Raw genomic sequence first — 18,235 nt, 5'->3', positions numbered from 1 at the left:
AGGTTCGGAGTCATGAATTACGAGGCGCCCGTCATTCGGCCGCGATATTCGTGGCGGTTTCGATGGGGATAACAGCGACCTGTTTCTGATGACCGTCGGTCAAACCAGCAGTTCGCAATGCTTCGGGCAGCCAGCCGGAGCCGTCCAGCAACTGCTCGGCCTCACTGGCCATGTCCATTTTCTTGAGATGCGCAATGCGGGCCGCTGCCTCATCGCCGCGTGCTTCGCGTACGGCTTCGAGGATACGCGCCTTGGTGACACGGCCGAGATAGTTCTCCACCGTCGGCTGCCATCCCGCTTCGGCCGGATTGAGTTGGAGCACTGTCGCCAGCCGGCCGGCTCGCGCCAGGCGCTCCCTGACGCTACGTGCCAGAGACGGACCATGGGACGATTCATGCAGCGCGTTGACGCCAAAAGACAGGCAATGCGCCAGTAGGGCCAGGCGACTGGTATCATCCAACCCGTCGAGCCACTGCCAGAGTGCATCCTCGTCATCGGGAAGATCATGCTTCCAGCCCTCGTTGCGCTGGCGAAGTTCATGAGCGGGAACACTGCCCGGCATGTCTGGCGAATGCACCCGCAGCGGGATTTCCCGGACATAGGCTTCCAGGCAATCCGCGCCCGACACCTGCCAGTAGAGATCGCGCACCAGCGTGTGGAGCAGTTCGGTCAACGCGATGTGCGGATTGCCGGCGAACGCGTCACGCAGGGCCAGCGTGCGCCAGGCCGTCAACTCTGTCAGCAGGCGGTCGGGCAGCGGCTTCAGCCCATCTTCCTCTTCGGGCTCGGTGCCGGGGGCGCCTTCCGTCCCAGTTCCTTCGACGTCATCACCCGCGCCGTGATGGACGACCGCGTCATCATCACCCTCGGGTGTATCCGGGCCGTCCTCGGGCTCCGCCGGCACATCTTCAGGGCGGACGAAGCCCCGTTCGACCAGCAGCGTGGCATCAGTATCCAGGCTGATAAAGGCCCCTGCCCGGACCACCTCCGCCGGATCGAAGGACACAGGGCGTTCTTCCAGCGCCTCAATAGCCTGTTCGATCTCCCCCAGCCGGGTATCGACGTCGTCGGGGAACTCATCGGCCTGTGCGTATTCCGCCTCGATGGCTTCCTGCTCGCTGTGCAGAGCGGTTAGACGGGCGGCTTCTTCTTCCGAGAGCACAACCGGCGAGCCTTCAATCCTCGCGAAGCCCCGCGTGTGTCCCCACGGGAAGGACAGCGCCGTCTCGACCCACTTCCAGCCTTCGGCGCGGATGTCATCGGCCGCCCCAGCCAATTTGTCCATCACCAGCCGGTCGAGGAGGGTCGGATCCTGCAGCCAGCCGCCGTCATCGGCCTCGAACAGGTCACGCATGACATGGCCACCGGCAGCGAGATAGGCATCCAGCCCGACGAAGCGCACGCGGCGATCCGATGCGCGCACGGTTTTTTCCGTCAGCATGCGGCGGATCAGATAGGGCTCGCGGTTATGGCTCTGGGCGATAATCTCCCAGACCTGCTCCTGACGGGCATGGTCATCACTGATGGAAAACGCCATGAGCTGATCGAGCTTCATGCCGTCCTGCTCGTAAATCTCGAGCAGTTTGTCGGACACGGTCATCAGGCGCAGGCGCTGTTTGACCACGGTGGGCACGACGAAGAACGCGGCGGCGATCTCGTCCTCGGACATGCCCTTCTCCAGCATGTCCCGAAAGGCACGAAACTGGTCCAGCGGATGCAGCGCCACGCGCTGCACGTTCTCGGCCAGGGAATCATCCTCGGCGAGAATGGCCGATCCGGCCTCGCGCACGACACAGGGCACCGGGGCAGTCTTGGCCAGTTTCTTCTGCTTGACCAGCAGTTCGAGCGCGCGGAAGCGACGGCCGCCAGCCGGCACCTCGTAGGAACCTGTCTCCGTCCCATCATCGTTCAGAACAGGGCGTACGTTGAGGCTCTGGAGCAGCCCGCGACGTTCGATGTCGCGGGCCAGTTCCTCGATCGACAGGCCGGCCTTCACACGCCGCACATTGGACTGCGACAGCACCAGTTTGTTGAAAGGGATATCACGGGACGCATTGAGAGCGATTTTCTGGATGGCGCTCGCCATGGCGGAACACTCCGTGACGGACGGGCGGAAGCCTCTCTCCCACCCCTGAATCCGTCATGAAATCACTCCCACCCTCTGACTTTTCATGAAAAACCCGAGGCCGATTAAGTCGCTAACCGTCCTCTTGTCGGTCGTCCAGCCTGTGTTATCTGCTCCCCGAAACTGGACATGTGTACTCGCAGTATACATCACAAAAGATGCGATGTCCGATCTGTATCCGAGTCAGAACACCAACATGAACCGCACCGTCGACAGAATATGTTAGACCACCCGTAATCCACAGAAAAAGCTACCGAATGTCTCAAACAAAAACGACGCCTCACCATTCGGCGCTTCTGACTCAAGCCGGATCGCGACATCATGACACCTATTAATTATATAATGATATACACAAACGATGTTTCACAACATAATAAACGGCGTATTCAGGGCAATCTTGTGCAGTCCAGCGATGCATCGTGATGTTCGCCCCACCCCTTTTGCCGGGAAGTGGCACACCTTCTGGCATTTAAATCCGCCAGACAGTTCTTGAACTCAGCCGTTCCCGGAGTATGCCCCATGCTCCGGCAACTTTGTTCGTCCTCAGTGAGTCGACGATCTGTCGTCGTGCCACATGCAGAAAGCAAAGCGATCAAAGAGATACACGTCGTTATTTTAAACGAATTCCTCAAGTATGCGATCATAACGTTCCTCCGCCATCATCAATGGTAAGCATATAGTAAAGCCTGAACCCTTCTAGGAGTGTCCTAATAATTATAGATTTTTTTGAAGAAATGTCAATTTTTCTATCTAGCCGTAACCTGGAAATAACCCTATTCGGGCCAGAGTAAGCCAACTGCTTTCTTCAAAGGTTTACGACGTGCGAAATAATCATACGTAACGTTCGATATATTTTCTGATTTACAATATCTTTTTTGGGCAATGTCGCCGCTTCTAGTGATTTCATCATCACACACGCGCGTTAAATGGCGATATTCTGACGCAAATTTCGTAAGATTTAATGGTGCTTATACCATCCATACCCTCGAATATTGTTCCATGCATCGGTGGTATGGCAGGCATAGCAATGCTCCACCGGGGCATCCTGATGCGCGACGTGCTGCGAAATCATTTTGAAATGCATCATGTAATGGCTGGGCGGCGCCTTGTGACAGGCGTTGCAATCCGTCGATATCTGATCGGCGGGATGTTCGAACGCGGCGATCAGCCATGTCTTGGTGGAGTGACAACTCGCGCAATCAGGACCAAAGCGGGCGCGATGAGGATCCACGTTGGAGTGACAGCTTGCGCAATTCAGATGGAGAACGGCATCACGGTCAAGTCGATGATCAGTCGGAATAGCCGCAGCGCTTCCCGGAATCGGCGACGCTCCAACCAGCCCGGCCGAGCGAAGTTGCGCAACGGTGTCTGACCAGAAATCCGCCCTCGTCAATGCACTATGATCCATCACGGTCATATGTGGCCGCTCACCGTGCTCCACATGACAGGACGTACATTGCGTCGCCGCGACATGAAACCGGGTGGATTGCTTGTCGGCGAACGACGCCAGAGAATGACAGGTCACGCAGTTATTGGTCACCACACCTGTGAAAGGCCTGTGACATGTCTCGCACTGGCCCGCGATAAACTGGTGCGCTTTCGAGATCGGTCCGGGATTCACCAACCCTTCCCAACCAGGAACTGCGTTACTGCCGGAACGATGCACGGCAAGGGGCACAACCAGTCCGACGATCAGAGCCGCAAGCGCAAAGACCGTATAGAGTATGACAGCGGGCTTCATAGCCACCTCAGCCCGTAATACAGGCCTGACCAGATATGCAGAATCAGCAGAAAATAGAGGATGACCACAAGGATGACGTGAATCTTGCGCCAACGCCCGAACAGTGCGTTCGCCACCCTCTCCGACCTGACCGCATACTCAACATCGGCCAGCGCCGAGGCAATCGTGGCCTCGCGATCCGATGTACCCCGCGTACCGGGATAGGCCGAGGTCAGAAAAAGGCGCTGGACGATATTATGGGGCACATCCGGCGTCTCGGGCATCAGATGCGCCACCCCGGCATCTGCCAGAGACGTGCGCAGTTGGGCCAGTTCCTGGGTGCGACCGCGCAATCCGCGCCCGATCTGGATCAACATGTAGCGCCCGACATAGCCACTAATAGCGAGGACGAGCATGATGCCGGTTAGCGAGATCCCCATCGGGCTATCGAATTTATGGGCGGCGTGGATCAGGCCCAAAATGGGTGCAAGGACGCCAGCATAGATATGCACCGACAGAAGGGTTCGGCTCTCGACACGCGGCGCGAAATAACGATGCACGACGGGAATGCGTTTGCCCGCTACGTAAATCAGCGGCACCAGCATCAGGATGGCGGCGCAAATGCCAATCAGGCTGCCAGCCAGACTCCCAGGAAAGCGTGGCGCGACATGCACCAGAAAGCCCAGCGGGAACAGCACCAGCAGGACGACCAGGGCGCCGACAATGATTTCGCTGCGCTCCTGCATCACGCCTCCACGACCAGCGGACCACCCGTGGTCTTCGCCTGACAGGCCAGGATGAAACCCTTGGCCTTGTCAGCCGGATCGAGCCCATCCTCGACCGCCATCGTCACCTCACCTTGCTGCAGGTGAGTCGTACACATGCCGCAGATACCGGATCGACAGGAGGATGGAATATTGACACCTGCCGCATCAGCCGCGTCGAGAACCGTTTCATCCAGTTGCAACGGAGCCGATTTCCCTGAAGTGGAAAACGTAATGGTCGTTGCGGCAGGCGTAACGGCCGGGGATGAGGGGGCCGCCACAGGCCCGACCGCAGGTTCGGCCTTCATCGCGGCTGGTCCGAATGCCTCGCTATGAACATTGGCTTCCGGCACAGCGAGATCCGTCAATAACGCTCTCATGCTTGCCATCATCCCGGGTGGGCCGCAGACATGGATACGCCGGTTTGTGAGATCTGGCACCGATTGCTGAAGCAGTTCCTTCGTGATGCGCCCTTCCGGCCCCGACCACTCTGTCCCCGGCGACCGCCGCATGGTGGCAATAACGTGCAGTTTGTCATTGCGACGTTCCAGCCACTCGATTTCCTGGCGAAACACATAGTCGATGCTGGCATGAGCGGAATAGACGAAGTAGATCTCGCCAGGCCAGACGATATCGGTCAGGTATCTCAGGACCGCCATCATCGGTGTGATGCCTACGCCGCCGGACAGCAGGACGATCGAGTCTGCCTCGTCACCCGTAAAGGTGAACATACCCGATGGACCCGCGATCTTTAAAAGATCACCCTCTTTGACCGTGTCGTGCAGGTAGCGCGAGACCAACCCATGTTCCTCGCGTTTGATCGTTAGTTCGAGATGTTCGACCTGCCCCGGCGACGATGCGATCGTATAGGACCGGCTCGCGGGCTTGCCAGACGTCGGCTCGATGGTGAGTTGCACGAACTGGCCGGGTTTGAAGTCAAAGGGAATCCGCCCCCCATCGGCCGGAACTAGATAGAACGTCACGATCGCCGGTGTCTCCCGAATGATCCGGGCCACTTTCAGACCGCCACGCCAGAGGCCGTGTCGAGGTGCGCCGACGATCGGAGTGGCCGTTCCACCGCCTGGTCCCGGTACAGGGGGAGGCGGCGGAACAGGAGGTGTTGGACCGCCGCCGGTCGACGATGGTGGCGTGGGCGGGACCGTTGGTTTCGGTGCGAATGCCGTGGTGGTCCTGAGAATCTCTTGCACGCGATGCAACCGCAGGACCTGCAAGATCAGCAGAGCGATCGATACCAGGATCAGGATCGTCATGAACACCAGGTGGGCCGGCGTCAATCCGAAAAACAGGCCGTTCTGCTGGCTCGCCGCGACTGTCGGCAGACCCATCTGTGCCGTGAACCAGTTGAATGCCACCATTTGAGGATTCACGAGGCCGGTCGCGGCCGCGCGCGCGGCCATTCCGCTATCGAGCAACGCAACGCCTTCATGGAGATGCTGGCTGGATCGACGCATCGTCTCCCACGACAGGGACTGAGCGGCATCGACCGATGCGGCGCCGACTTCGCGAAGACCGTCCTGAAGCCTCTGTGCCGCAATATCGGCCAGCATCTGACGTTCGGCGTCGGTCAGCTTCGGATGCGTCATCATGAAAGTATAAAGCGGCGTGCGACCGCGCGCTCCGCAACAACCCGCGTCGGCCTTGTCTGCTCCGGGAACCGCACTCAATGCCTGCCCAGCCTGAGGCAGCATGCGGCTCATCATATCGCCCTGCACCGCCGGCCCGGATGGTGGCGCACCGGGGTTCCCCGCCGCGCCCATGCCAGGGTGATGGCTTGCATGCTCGTCACCACCCATCGACATCATGCCGTCCATGTCGGACATACTTGAGTCGGGTCGAGCGGTGGTCGTCTCCATTCCGCCGGACGACTCGGCGCCATGACCGGCATCCCGGGGCGCTGCCATCGGCCCATCGTCTTCCGGCTGATCCCGCCGCAGCGCCAGCGAAGGTGGCGGGCTGCCTGTCGTAGGCCCCGTCATAGTGCCGCTGGACATGGCCGGAACGGCGGGAGACTCACCCGGTGCCTGAGCGAATCCCTCGGACATGCTGACGAGCAGCGTCATGATCACGACACTCACGCTCAAAAAGACACGCCTCATGGTTTCTCCAACACGCCATCATCCTCGGCAAAGCCCATACCGGCCCGCTTTCCGGATGTCGTCAGGGCACGGGTTATTACCCTACAGGGGTATGGCATATTTTCCTTGATCTCGATCAATTATCCCAGCGGCATCTATTGTCGGGGCATCGGCATATCCATGTCGTGATGCATATGATGTCCGCCAGCTGCTCCTGCCTGGGCGACCAGCGCCTGGTAGTCGGAACTGTTCATTCCCGGAAGCTTTTTGAGAAACGCGACAATGTTCCAGAGATCATCATCACCATGATCCGCCCAGGACGGCATGCCCGACATCTTGATGCCATGCTTGAGGATCCAGAACAGTTCGCCTTGCGTATAGCGTTGCGCCACATCATTCAAAACCGGCGGCTTCGGATACATCCCCTCCGCCATATCCTCGGCCTCGACGCCCGGCGCGGAATGACAGGAGGCGCAATGCGTCGAAAAATGCGATGCACCGCCGACGAGCCGTGCCTGCGTCTCAAGATCGACAGGTGTGGTAATGCCCTCGGCGTGATGCCGGATTGAATGGAAGCGTGCCGTTTCCAGAACACGATAGGTCAGCCGCCAATGCGGCGAGGTGGCGCCTACATCATACAGACCACCGAAAACGACGGCCGTTCCCGCGCCGATCCCGACCAGCAGAATGCCGGCGAGACTCCAGGCTAATCTTTTCATGCGTGCCTCCCTGGGCATGTCCAGGGGCGACGCTTATGACGCCGCCCCGCTCCATCAGGAACCGATCAGCGCTGATGAACCGCGTCGGGCATGCTCTGCGGGCCCATCGGCATTTTCATGCCGTCGCCCATGTCGCCGCAGCCCATTTTCATCTTTTTATCCGATGGTGCCATTGCCTGACCGTTCGGCATGGCCATGCCCTTCATCTTCATACATCCCCCCATCTTTCCTTTCATTTTCATGCCTTTCTCTGCCCCCTTCATGCCGGATCCGGGCATGCCGTCCATTTTCATCTTGTCGTGGTCCATTCCTGACATGCCTGACATACCCTGCATTCCGGACATATCCTGGCCCTGCGGCTGGGCTGGTGCCGGAACCGGTGTCTGGGCATGCGCAACTGAGACCGTGGCCAGGAGTGCTACCAGAAGGGCCGATGATCTGAAATTAATGGTCAGCATTGGTCTTTTCCTCATCATTGGTTATCGGATGCGAAGGCGCACAATGCGCCCCGCGACGATTTCACATCGGGCAGGAATAGTCAGAACCACGTCCTGATCCCGAAGGTGAAATTCAGGTCATGGACACGCTCATTCCTTGAACGCGCCATGTCGGCGGCCTGACCGAACGTGCCGGAGTAACTCACGCCGATATAAGGCGCGAATTTCCGATGCCATTCGTAGCGAAGCCGCAATCCCGTATCGATATCGGACAGCCCGGTTCCGACCCCGCGCGCACGATCGGACGCGGAATAGAAGTTCATCTCTACCTGGGGTTGGAGGATCAGGCGATTGGTCAGCAGAATGTCGTAGGAACCTTGCAGACGCCCCGCAGCGCCTCGGTCACTGAAATAGGCCGTGGCCTCCACATTGAAGAAATATAGCGCCAGTCCCTCGACCCCGATCGCGCCCCAGGCCCGTGTGGGGCCGTTGTCAATATCGAGACGCACGCCAGTCTGGACATCGAAATACCGGGAGATGGCACGATCATAGAGGGCCTCATGATCTCCATCACCGAACTTGCCGTTTGTGCCGACCGTGCCTTCGGATTTCAGCCAGAGCTTGTCGTAGTCGGTGCCGAACCAAGCCTGCCCATCGTAACGGAACTGCCCGCCATCGGCACCAAAGCGCGCCTCGAACTGGTCGAGCAGCGCATGCACATAGATGTTATGGTCCATGACCGGCTGGATGCCGTTGACATAGACCACGGGCGCGGGAGCCGAGGCGGTCTGCGCTTCCTGGGTTCCTTCGCTCTGGCGTGCCGGGACTGACTGGGCGCGTCCCGTGCCAGGTACCGCGGTAGCCAGTCCAGCGGCAAGGACCGTGCCACCTATCAGACCCCGGATCACGACACCACCACCGTGCGGAACATGCCCACCTCCATGTGGTAGAGCAGGTGGCAGTGATACGCCCACAGCCCGGGTTCGTCCGCCGTGACCAGGTAACTCAGCCGCTCACCCGGCTTGACGGTAATCGTGTGCTTGTAGGGTCGGCAGTCACCCTGCCCATTTTCCAGTTCGCTCCACAATCCATGCAGATGGATTGGGTGCTCCATCATCGTGTCGTTGATCAGGACGAAGCGCACCCGCTCGCCCAAAGTCAGACGAATCGGTTCCGCTTCCGAGAACTTCTTGCCGTCAAATCCCCAGATGAAGCGTTCCATGCTGCCGGTCAGGTGCAGGGTGATCTCGCGCGACGGCGGGCGTGGGTCCGCGCCCGGGATCGTGGCCCGCAGATCGGCATAGGTCAGAACGCGGCGACCATTATTCTCCAGCCCGTCGCCCGGCTCCGCCAGCCGGTTGATCGGCATCATGGCGACACTCTGCACCGCGACGCCGGGCTTCAGCTCTGTTTTATGCCGCGGCGCAGCCGCCGTGCCCGGCATATCCATCGCGGCGGCTCCGGGCCTGTTGGCCTGCTTCATATCCATGTGATCCATGTCCATGCCGCCGCTGGCAGGGGCATCACCGGGCTTCCCCGGCGGACTCCCCATCTCCATGCCTGCCATGCCGCCCTTCATGTCCATATTCCCCATGCCCATGTCGGTCATGGTGCGCAGCGGGCGCGGGTCCATGGGGGGAACCGGCCCGGCAAGGCCCGGACGGGTGGCGAGTGTGCCGCGCGCGTATCCGGTGCGATCCTCGGCCTGCGCAAAGACCGTGTACGGTCCATCGGCGGTGGGCTCGACAATCACATCGTAGGTTTCTGCAGGTCCGATGCGGAATTCATCGACAGGGATGGGCTCCACGTCATTGCCGTCGGCCTGAACGACGGTCATCGTCAGGCCGGGAACCCGCACGTCGAACAGCGTCATCGCCGACGCATTGATGAAGCGCAGGCGTATGCGCTCGCCCGGTCGGAACAGGCCAGTCCAGTTTGCCCCGGGAGACTGGCCGTTGATCAGGTAGGTGTAGATGATGCCCGACACATCCAGAATGTCGGTCGGTGCCATGTTCATGGCACCCCATTGCAGGCGATCCCGGATCGTCGCACCCAGCCCTTGCCGATGCGCGTCACGGAAGAACGTGCCCACCGTACGCTGGCGGAAATTGTAGTAATCGCTCTGGAATTTGAGATTTGAGACGATGTCCTCGGGATCGACGTCGGTCCAGTCGGACAATACCATCACATAATCGCGGTCGAAATGCTGCGCGTAACCGTCTCTCGGGTCGATGATCAGAGCCCCATACAGGCCCGTCTGCTCCTGGAAGCCGGAATGGCTGTGATACCAGTAAGTGCCGCTCTGATGCAGCGGGAAGCGATAGGTGAACGTGTCACCCGGCGCGATCCCGCCAAAGCTCAGACCGGGCACGCCATCCATGTGGGCCGGCACCCGGAGGCCGTGCCAGTGGATCGAACTGGGCTCATCCAACCGGTTGGTGACGTTCAGTTCGACCGTGTCATCCTGACGCCAGCGCAGGATCGGCGCGGGCGTGGAGCCGTTCACACCCACCGCGTGCATGCGCGCACCGGTGATATTGATCGGTACAGAACCGATCGTAAGGTCGAAACGGGTACCAGGCAGCGGGTCGGGCCGCCCCGACGCCGGTGTATAGACCGAAGCGTAGGCGCTCGCGCTGCCCTGCGGGAGGGCCAGCGCCGCTCCCCACAGGCCCGTCCCGACGACGAAACGGCGGCGCGTGATCGCGCTCCGTCCCGCAAGGGATCGTATTGACATGAATAATAGTCCGCAAAAGAGAGAAGGCGGAGCCGGTCATAGGTCCATGACCAGCCCTGAGACTGTCAGAACAGAATCAGGCCATCTCTCTGGGCGGTGGCAGGGCCGGCGCGAACCCATGACCGACGATGCGATCCGAACGAGACAGGCCGAAAGGTGCCGTAACACCTGAGTAATCAAACGCCCTGGTCACGGAGGGCGGCATCAGCCAATTGGCGACGCAGGCACCCTGGGCGCAGCAATCGCCGCAATGATGACATGGATGATGGTCGTGGCACGGTTCATGATTGCAATGTGCGGTCGTCGCATCCGTATGGGATGGCATCTGCATCCCTGGCATGTCAACCATCGGTTGGGTAACCAAAGCAACTGTAGAAGACAACGTGGCGGCATGACCCGGCATGACGGACGCCAGCATCAGTCCCACCTGCAGAAGCAGGCAGGCCAGCAACCGTCCCAACCGTGTCGCGCCGATTTCTTGCACATCTACCCCGTCATCTTGCTGACCGTTTCGATCAGTTCCCCGATCTTTTCCTGACGTTCCACCGGATCGCCGGATTCGATCGCCTCCACGACGCAGCCCGCGATATGTTCGCGCAGAACAAGCCCCTCGAGCCGATGCAACGCCGCCTTGGCGGCCCGAAGCTGAAGCAGAACATCCACGCAATAGCGGTCTTCGTCCACCATTTTCTGGATGCCACGCACCTGACCTTCGACCCGTTTCAGGCCCTGCGAAATCTTTACCCGTGACTGCCTCATTGCACTATACCCTACAGGGGCATACCATGGAGCGCAAGCGATTATGGCATGTCTGGCGCCGCGTGGCGGCCACAAACAAGGGGACCTCATGACGAACGACAATACAGCAGCTTGCGCGTCCCATCTCCATGGAGAGGGTCCCACCCCGGCAGCGACCGGAGTTAAGACGCGCCCGGTCAAGGATCCCGTGTGTGGCATGACAGTCGACCCCGCGACGGCGACGCATCATGCCGACCATGATGGCCAGACCTGGTATTTCTGCAGCGCGCACTGTCAGACAAAGTTCGAAGCCGACCCCTGTCATTACCTGCACAAGGCGGACACGACGCCCATCAAGTCTCAGCCCAAACGGGTCGGGGTGATCTGGACCTGCCCGATGCACCCTCAGATCCGACAGGATCACCCCGGCTCCTGCCCCATCTGCGGCATGGCGCTGGAACCGGAGGAGCCATCCGACGCCGACACGCCTAACCCGGAACTCGTGGATTTCAGCAAGCGCCTGTGGGGGGCGAGCATATTGGCGGTCCCGCTCGTTATCATCGCCATGGCGGCGGATATGGGAGGGCTGGCATTTCTCGATGGCGGCCTGACGAACTGGATTCAGTTGGCGCTCACGGCGCCAATCGTGCTGTGGGCCGGCTGGCCGTTCCTCGAACGCGGCTGGATGTCGCTCCGCACCCGGCATCTGAACATGTTTACGTTGATTATGCTGGGCGTCGGCGCAGGCTTTCTCTATAGCATCGCCGCGACAGTGGCCCCTGGCCTGTTCCCTGCTGCCTTCCGCATGCATGACGGGTCGGTCCCGGTCTATTACGAAGCCGCCGGTGTTATCGTGGCCCTGGTGTTGGCCGGGCAAGTCCTGGAACTGCGCGCCCGCGCCCGTACCAGTCGCGCCATTCGCGCGCTGCTGGATCTCGCACCGAAAATCGCACACCGGGTCGGCGCGCTGGATCGGGAGGACGACGTACCGCTGGCCCAGATCGTGCCCGGCAATCGGCTCCGCATCCGGCCGGGGGAAAGCATCCCGGTGGACGGCACCGTCATGGACGGGCGCTCCAGCGTGGACGAAGCCATGCTGACAGGAGAGCCAGCACCTGTCGCCAAGGGACCGGGTGACAAGGTGACGGGTGGAACCATCAACGGCACCGGCAGCCTGCTGATGACAGCCGAGGCCGTTGGCTCGGACACGATGCTGGCCCGGATCGTCAGCATGGTGGCGGCTGCCCAGCGTACGCGCGCACCGATCCAGGCGGTGGCGGACCGGGTCTCCGGCTGGTTCGTGCCGCTGGTCGTGCTTGTGTCCCTTCTGACCTTCGTCGTCTGGCTTCTGGTCGGTCCGCAACCGCGCTTCGGACACGCACTGCTGAACGCCATTGCGGTCCTGGTGATCGCCTGCCCGTGCGCGCTGGGCCTGGCCACTCCGATGTCGATCATGGTGGGCATGGGGCGCGGGGCGCGGGCCGGCGTGCTGGTTCGCAACGCCGAAGCCCTGCAGGCGCTGGATACGGTCGATACGCTGGTGATCGACAAGACCGGCACCGTAACCGAAGGCAAGCCCCGGCTGATCGCGACCGAAACATCAGGTGCATGGGATTCCAACGTCGTCCTGCGGCTGGCGGCATCACTGGAAACACAATCTGAGCATCCGCTGGCCCAGGCACTGGTCGCCGCGATGACGGCGCAGGGCCTTCAGGCCGCGCCGGTCGGGGATTTCGCGTCTCAGACCGGCCTGGGCGTGACCGGCACCGTCGACGGCCATGCCGTCGTCGTCGGAAACCAAGCCCAGATGCGGCAGCAGGGCATCGATGCGTCGGCATTGATCCCTGTCGCGGATTCCCACCGGGCGGAGGGCGCGGGCGTCATGTTCGTCGGCGTCGACGGACAGGCCGCTGGGCTGCTGGTCGTGGCCGATCCGCTGAAGACCGACGCGAAGGAGACCATCGCGGCACTGCACGCAGCCGGCATGCGGATCGTGATGCTGACGGGCGACAATGCCCGGACTGCGGAAGTCGTCGCCCGGCAGGCGGGAATCGACGAGGTACATGCCGACCTCAAGCCTGAGGACAAGGCCGCGATCATTCGTGACATGCAACAGAAGGGAGCCCGTGTCGCCATGGCGGGCGACGGAGTCAACGACGCGCCGGCCCTGGCCACCGCCGATATCGGAATCGCCATGGGCACAGGCACCGATGTCGCAATCGAAAGCGCCGGGATGACACTGGCACAAGGCAGCCTCGCCGGATTGGTACGCGCCCGCCGCCTGGCACAGGCGACGATGCGCAACATCCGGCAGAATCTGGCATTTTCTTTCCTGTTCAATGGGATCGGCATCCCACTTGCCGCAGGCGTACTGTATCCTGTCTTTGGCCTTACGCTGTCGCCCATGTTCGCGGGAGGCGCGATGGCCCTGTCCTCCCTGGCCGTCGTGACAAACGCACTGCGGCTCAATGCCCTGAGACTTCGGTGAAAGCAGATTGCCTATTTCGTTCGGAAGGTATGCCTATCCGCGACAGGAACCCACACGAAGCGAAGACCCGTTCATTACAGGAGCATAGATTTTCATGCAGGAGTCGCCAGATGGGATATAGCTTGAATTGGTTTTATACCCTGCCCAAAGCGCTCAATGGCCTTACGATCCTTCTCAAGCGCCCGTAAGGCAGATACCGGACTTTCAGGTCAGCAATCCTACTGAAAGCCGGCCGCCACAGTTGTTCCCGTACATCGGCTTCCCGCTTATCCGGCGCGACAAGGAGCAGTCCCTCCAAAGCCTGCGCCTCTGACCCGCGAGCAAGATCCAGCATCCGCACGATGCCGGAATAGATGGTCGTTGAATGCTCAACCTCGAAGGCTGCGACAACCCTGTGGCTTTCCCGATCAAGCCACAGAACATCGATCAGACGCACGGATTCCGCTCCCTGCGTTTCCGTCGTGAACCCAGGCAACACCGACAGGCAGCCACCCAGATCATTGGAAAGCCGCGAACGATAGGTCGCATTCAGTTTCAGGATGCCCTGCCGCATGGCAAGATATTCCTCCCATCGCCCCAGCTTCACCTTTGATCCGGTCAGGGCATTATATGGATGTTCGCGACGGCGGCCATTGCGCTGAACAACTCGCTCCGTTTTTCCTCAAGACGAAAGCAGGGCAGCAGGTGCGCCACGATACGTTTGAGCTTTGCATTAACGGGGACGCGAATCATCGCCGGCCGGTGGCCGCGTGCAATCTCATTGGGGATGACAAGGCGTCGTCCGACAAGGAGAGCCACCCGTAAAGAAAGACATCGGGAGAGACTGTCTAATCACCATTCAATGACTGGTCTGCTTTCTATTCTTGTAAACTCAAAGCCGATGCAATCTGCAACAGCCATGAATACGATGTCGTGCAGGAAGCCGTCACAGGATGGATAGACGATCGCACAGAGTGCATCGTGAATGATCGAAGCCCACGACGTGCGAGCACATATCGCGACCAATATGACATTTATTGAATTTCACCTCCCGGTCCTAATCAGGGTAACCGTCGACAGACCGCGACGCTGAATCTCATTATTTGGGCGGATAAGCTCTCGAACAGTCTAATTCGCGCGTCAATTAATTAGTTCACCTAATGAGAGTATTCACATTATAGCATCTAATCAATGTCGAGACGCGTGATGTAGGCTCCCGGGAGCTTAAAATTCTGTTTCGGCGCGGTGCTCGGAAGCCTGGCCATACAAGTCGGCTGTTTTCAGGATGATGAGACGCCCCATTGCGGTGCGGACTTCGGCGATGTCGATATGAAAATAGCCGACCGGATAAGTCTTGAACTTCGAGCGCCTGGGCTTGTCGCCCTTGGTGTCGGGCAGACGGCTGATTCCATGGCGCTGAAGACAACGATGCAATGAAGAGCGCGTCAGATGCGGGATCGTCGCCTGTAGCGCGTAAAGGCAGTCGTCCAGGGGCAATAATGTATGGCGGCGGAACGCCACGACGATGCCCTCCTCCTCGATCGACAGGACCGTCGAAAGAGGAGCCTTCGGGCCAGTGCGTCGATCCGCTGTATCGGGCCGTCCCTTCGATTTGGCGACTGTCTTCGGGTTGACCCCGTGGCGTTCCGCCAGAGCTCTCAGGCTCTCTTGACTATGCTGTATCGCTCGACGGACTGCCGTTGTCGTCGTGGCGCATCCGTGGTGAACCTGGCCCATAGCGCATCCTTCCACTCTCGTGAAAATAATGCACCATCAAAACCCGGGACTAAACATCTAGGAAACCGCCTGCCCTGTTCCCCCATCCGTCGGCTGCGCGTATGCTGGGTGTGTCCGCCCCTACCGTGTTGAAAGCCTGACGCTCATGAGCGGCCCTCTCCCTTTTCCCTCGCGCCAACCTAGCCAGAAAGCTCACCCCACCCGCGCCCGCGCGGGCAGGAGATGGCAGGGCGCGCTGGGCAAGGGGCTGGCAGGGCTGCTGGCGTGCGCGGGGCTCCCTCCCCTTGCTGCCGCCTGGGGGGCGGAAAGCGCGCCCGCCATCAGCGCGCACAGCACGGCCAGCCTGATAAGCGCGTCCGATACCGCCAGCCCCGGCTCGTCCCTCCATGTGGCCCTGCGCCTGCGGCTCAAGCCCGGCTGGCACACATACTGGCTCAACCCCGGTGATGCGGGAGACCCCGCGACCCTGCGCATAACCGCAACGGGCGCGTTAAGGGGCGAGGCGCAAACCATTGTCTGGCCCACGCCGCAGCGGATCAGGGACGCCTCCCTGATGTCCTATGCCTATACGGGCGATGTGGTGCTGCCAGTGGTGCTCCCAATGGTGCGCCCTGTGGAACCTTCAGCGGGACGTCCACCGGCGGCCCAGCCGGGGCAAACGCCCGACGGCCTGGGCGCGCAAGGGCTGACAACCCTTAGCGCCCACGCCAACTGGCTGGTGTGCGCACAGAGCTGTATTCCCGAGGAAGGAACATTCACGCTTACCCTGCCCGTGGGCGCGCCTCGCCCGTCCGCGCAGGTGGGGCTGTTTACACAGGCGGAGCAGCATACGCCCGTGCCCTCGCCCTACCCGGTGAGCATCAGCCCCACAGGGGTACTTGGCGCTCAGGGCAGGGAGTTGAACCGCCAGTCCGTCGCGCAAGCCTGGTTCATGCCGCAAGAGCGCGGGCGGATTGGGGAAGCCGCACCGCAAGCCCTGCTCTTTGGCCCCGAGGGCCTTGCCCTGCGCCTTGACCCCACGGCTGACTTTACGCCTGCAAAGCCGTTGTCGGGTATTCTGGTGCTCAAGGCCCCCGATGGGACGGAGCGCGCGCTGAGCGTGCGGGCCACCCCGCTGCCCCCCCCAATGGCCAGTGAGCCCTCCATTGCGCCATCGGCCCGGCCTGCCACCGAGCCCAACACAGGAACCACCTCCGGGACCGCTGCCGAAGCCGCCGCTGGAACCGCCACAGGAGGGACCACAGCGGGGACCGCAACGGGAACCGCCATGGGGGCGACCAGCCCAGACCCGGCAGGGGACTATCCGGCAGGGGAGCAGCCGATGGCGGGCCATCTGGCAGCGCTCGGCAATGGCGTGCCGGGGCCGCCCCATGGCGGGGGGAAAGTGCGTCTGGCCTGTTCCGCCTTGTTGTACTGGGGTTCCTGGGTGGGCTGGTGCTGAACCTGATGCCCTGTGTTTTTCCCATTCTGGCCATGAAGGCGCTGGCCGTCGCCCGCATGGGCCAGAGTGAGCGCCTGCACCAAAAGCAAAGCGCCATCAGCTATGCCGCAGGGGTTATTCTGGGCTTTACCGCCCTTGGCGCGCTGGTCATGGCGCTGCGCCTGGGCGGGGCCGCCACTGGCTGGGGGTTCCAGTTCCAGTCCACGATGTTCGTGGGCATGATCACATGGCTGATCTTCGCCATGGCGCTTAACCTGCTGGGGGTGTTTGTCTTCCTGCCGCCCGCCTTCGCCCTATCCTCCTCCCCCCGGCACGGGCTGGTGCATGACCTGCTGACCGGGCTGCTGGCCGTGGCCGTGGCCTCGCCCTGCACCGCGCCGTTCATGGGGGTGGCCATTGCCGGGGCGCTGGCCGGTCCCCCGGCAACCGGACTGGTCATTTTCGCAGCACTTGGCATCGGGCTTGCCGCCCCTTACGTGCTGCTGGCCTTTTGCCCCGCGCTGGCCAAAAGCCTGCCCCGCCCCGGCGCATGGATGGACTACCTGCGCCAGTTTCTGGCTTTTCCGTTACTGGGCACCTGCGTGTGGCTGCTGTGGGTCGCAGCGGTGGAGGGTGGGGCCACAACGGTTTTGCTTGTATCATCGGGCATGGTGTTCCTGGCCTTTGCGGCATGGGTTTACGGCATTACCCAAAGGCGCCAGCTCCATGCGGGCCATGACCGGGACTGCACGGCCCTGTATGGCGTGGCCCTGCTGGGGCTTTTGGCGGCCATGGCGCTGCTGCCCGCCCTGCTAGAGCAGGCGCCGCAGGCTGGCGCCAACCCGCCCTCCGCCTCGGGTCCGGGCCTTTCAGCCCTCCCCTCCGGCACGGAGGCTTTTTCCGAGGAGCGACTGCGCGCCCTGCACAATGCGGGCAAACCCGTGTTTGTGGACATGACGGCGGCATGGTGCATCACCTGCCTTGTCAATGAGCGCATGGCGCTCAACACACAGGCGACACAGGCAGCCATGGCACGCTATGGCGTAATAACGCTCCGGGGGGACTGGACACAGCGCAACCCCGCCATAACCGCGTTTTTGCGCAAACATGGGCGCGATGGCGTGCCATTCTACCTGTTTGTGCCCGCACATGGCGCGGCAGTGGTGTTGCCACAGATACTGACGCCCGGACTGGTCATAGGCACCATAACGCCCCACGACAAATAACCGGGCGCTGGCTGTACCAGCCCCGGCTCGGCCCGGGCAGGGTGTAAAC

At 61.3% G+C, this 18,235-nt stretch carries 13 protein-coding genes and 2 pseudogenes; 4 read left to right on the top strand and 11 right to left on the bottom strand.

What is annotated here, in order from left to right; genetic code table 11:
* Positions 1-31: 31 nt before the first annotated feature.
* From ED655_RS01460 to ED655_RS01415, 9 genes are all read right to left on the bottom strand, one after another.
* Positions 32-2,086 (bottom strand): ParB/RepB/Spo0J family partition protein, encoded by a 2,055-nt coding sequence (locus ED655_RS01460; RefSeq protein ID WP_018308134.1) that lies wholly within the window; start codon positions 2,084-2,086, stop codon positions 32-34.
* A gap of 997 nt (positions 2,087-3,083) precedes the next feature.
* On the bottom strand, positions 3,084-3,866 hold the full coding sequence (locus ED655_RS01455) for a hypothetical protein (protein WP_010668178.1): 783 nt from the start codon (positions 3,864-3,866) through the stop codon (positions 3,084-3,086).
* Positions 3,863-4,591 (bottom strand): hypothetical protein, encoded by a 729-nt coding sequence (locus ED655_RS01450; protein ID WP_010668179.1) that lies wholly within the window; start codon positions 4,589-4,591, stop codon positions 3,863-3,865. The genes ED655_RS01455 and ED655_RS01450 overlap by 4 nt, the downstream gene beginning before the upstream one ends.
* A complete protein-coding gene (locus tag ED655_RS01445; RefSeq protein ID WP_023979780.1) occupies positions 4,591-6,726 on the bottom strand; it encodes a 2Fe-2S iron-sulfur cluster-binding protein in 2,136 nt (711 codons plus the stop codon). Before ED655_RS01445 ends, ED655_RS01450 begins: the two co-directional genes overlap by 1 nt.
* Before the next feature lie 134 nt (positions 6,727-6,860).
* The gene (locus ED655_RS01440) at positions 6,861-7,424 is read right to left on the bottom strand and encodes a c-type cytochrome (protein ID WP_023979779.1); all 564 of its coding nucleotides are present in this window, start codon (positions 7,422-7,424) and stop codon (positions 6,861-6,863) included.
* A 65-nt stretch (positions 7,425-7,489) separates the two neighbouring features.
* Positions 7,490-7,732 carry a hypothetical protein gene (locus ED655_RS15775; RefSeq protein ID WP_010669565.1) on the bottom strand — a complete coding sequence of 81 codons (243 nt, stop codon included), beginning with the start codon at positions 7,730-7,732 and terminating at the stop codon, positions 7,490-7,492.
* A gap of 230 nt (positions 7,733-7,962) precedes the next feature.
* Positions 7,963-8,769 carry a copper resistance protein B gene (locus ED655_RS01430; RefSeq protein ID WP_023979778.1) on the bottom strand — a complete coding sequence of 269 codons (807 nt, stop codon included), beginning with the start codon at positions 8,767-8,769 and terminating at the stop codon, positions 7,963-7,965.
* On the bottom strand, positions 8,766-10,598 hold the full coding sequence (locus ED655_RS01425; RefSeq protein WP_042056440.1) for a copper resistance system multicopper oxidase: 1,833 nt from the start codon (positions 10,596-10,598) through the stop codon (positions 8,766-8,768). Before ED655_RS01425 ends, ED655_RS01430 begins: the two co-directional genes overlap by 4 nt.
* Before the next feature lie 486 nt (positions 10,599-11,084).
* On the bottom strand, positions 11,085-11,357 hold the full coding sequence (locus ED655_RS01415) for a metal-sensitive transcriptional regulator (protein ID WP_007284529.1): 273 nt from the start codon (positions 11,355-11,357) through the stop codon (positions 11,085-11,087).
* 43 nt (positions 11,358-11,400) lie between these two features.
* On the opposite strand from ED655_RS01415, the gene ED655_RS01410 reads away from it, so the two are divergent.
* Positions 11,401-13,824 carry a heavy metal translocating P-type ATPase gene (locus ED655_RS01410; RefSeq protein ID WP_018308144.1) on the top strand — a complete coding sequence of 808 codons (2,424 nt, stop codon included), beginning with the start codon at positions 11,401-11,403 and terminating at the stop codon, positions 13,822-13,824.
* 92 nt (positions 13,825-13,916) lie between these two features.
* On the opposite strand, the pseudogene ED655_RS01405 reads toward ED655_RS01410, so the two are convergent.
* Positions 13,917-14,434: pseudogene (locus ED655_RS01405) on the bottom strand (type II restriction endonuclease); the annotation flags it as partial.
* Between ED655_RS01405 and ED655_RS01400 the strand changes: the two are divergent.
* Entirely contained in the window at positions 14,434-14,628 is a 195-nt protein-coding gene (locus ED655_RS01400) for a hypothetical protein (protein WP_018308145.1), read from the top strand. The pseudogene ED655_RS01405 and the gene ED655_RS01400 overlap by 1 nt on opposite strands.
* A gap of 444 nt (positions 14,629-15,072) precedes the next feature.
* Here the strand turns inward: ED655_RS01400 and ED655_RS01395 are convergent.
* A pseudogene (locus ED655_RS01395) lies at positions 15,073-15,540 on the bottom strand (transposase family protein); the annotation flags it as partial.
* Positions 15,541-15,685: 145 nt separating this feature from the next.
* Between ED655_RS01395 and ED655_RS01390 the strand changes: the two are divergent.
* Positions 15,686-16,981, top strand: a complete 1,296-nt coding sequence (locus tag ED655_RS01390; RefSeq protein ID WP_122048729.1) for a protein-disulfide reductase DsbD domain-containing protein — start codon at positions 15,686-15,688, stop codon at positions 16,979-16,981.
* A 5-nt stretch (positions 16,982-16,986) separates the two neighbouring features.
* Positions 16,987-18,186 (top strand): protein-disulfide reductase DsbD family protein, encoded by a 1,200-nt coding sequence (locus ED655_RS01385; RefSeq protein ID WP_122048737.1) that lies wholly within the window; start codon positions 16,987-16,989, stop codon positions 18,184-18,186.
* The last annotated feature ends 49 nt before the right edge of the window (positions 18,187-18,235 follow it).

Origin of the sequence: Asaia bogorensis (assembly GCF_900465345.1) — a bacterium.
In the GTDB taxonomy this organism is placed as follows: Bacteria; Pseudomonadota; Alphaproteobacteria; order Acetobacterales; family Acetobacteraceae; genus Asaia; species Asaia bogorensis_A.
This window is presented reverse-complemented; position numbering and strand designations above follow the sequence as displayed.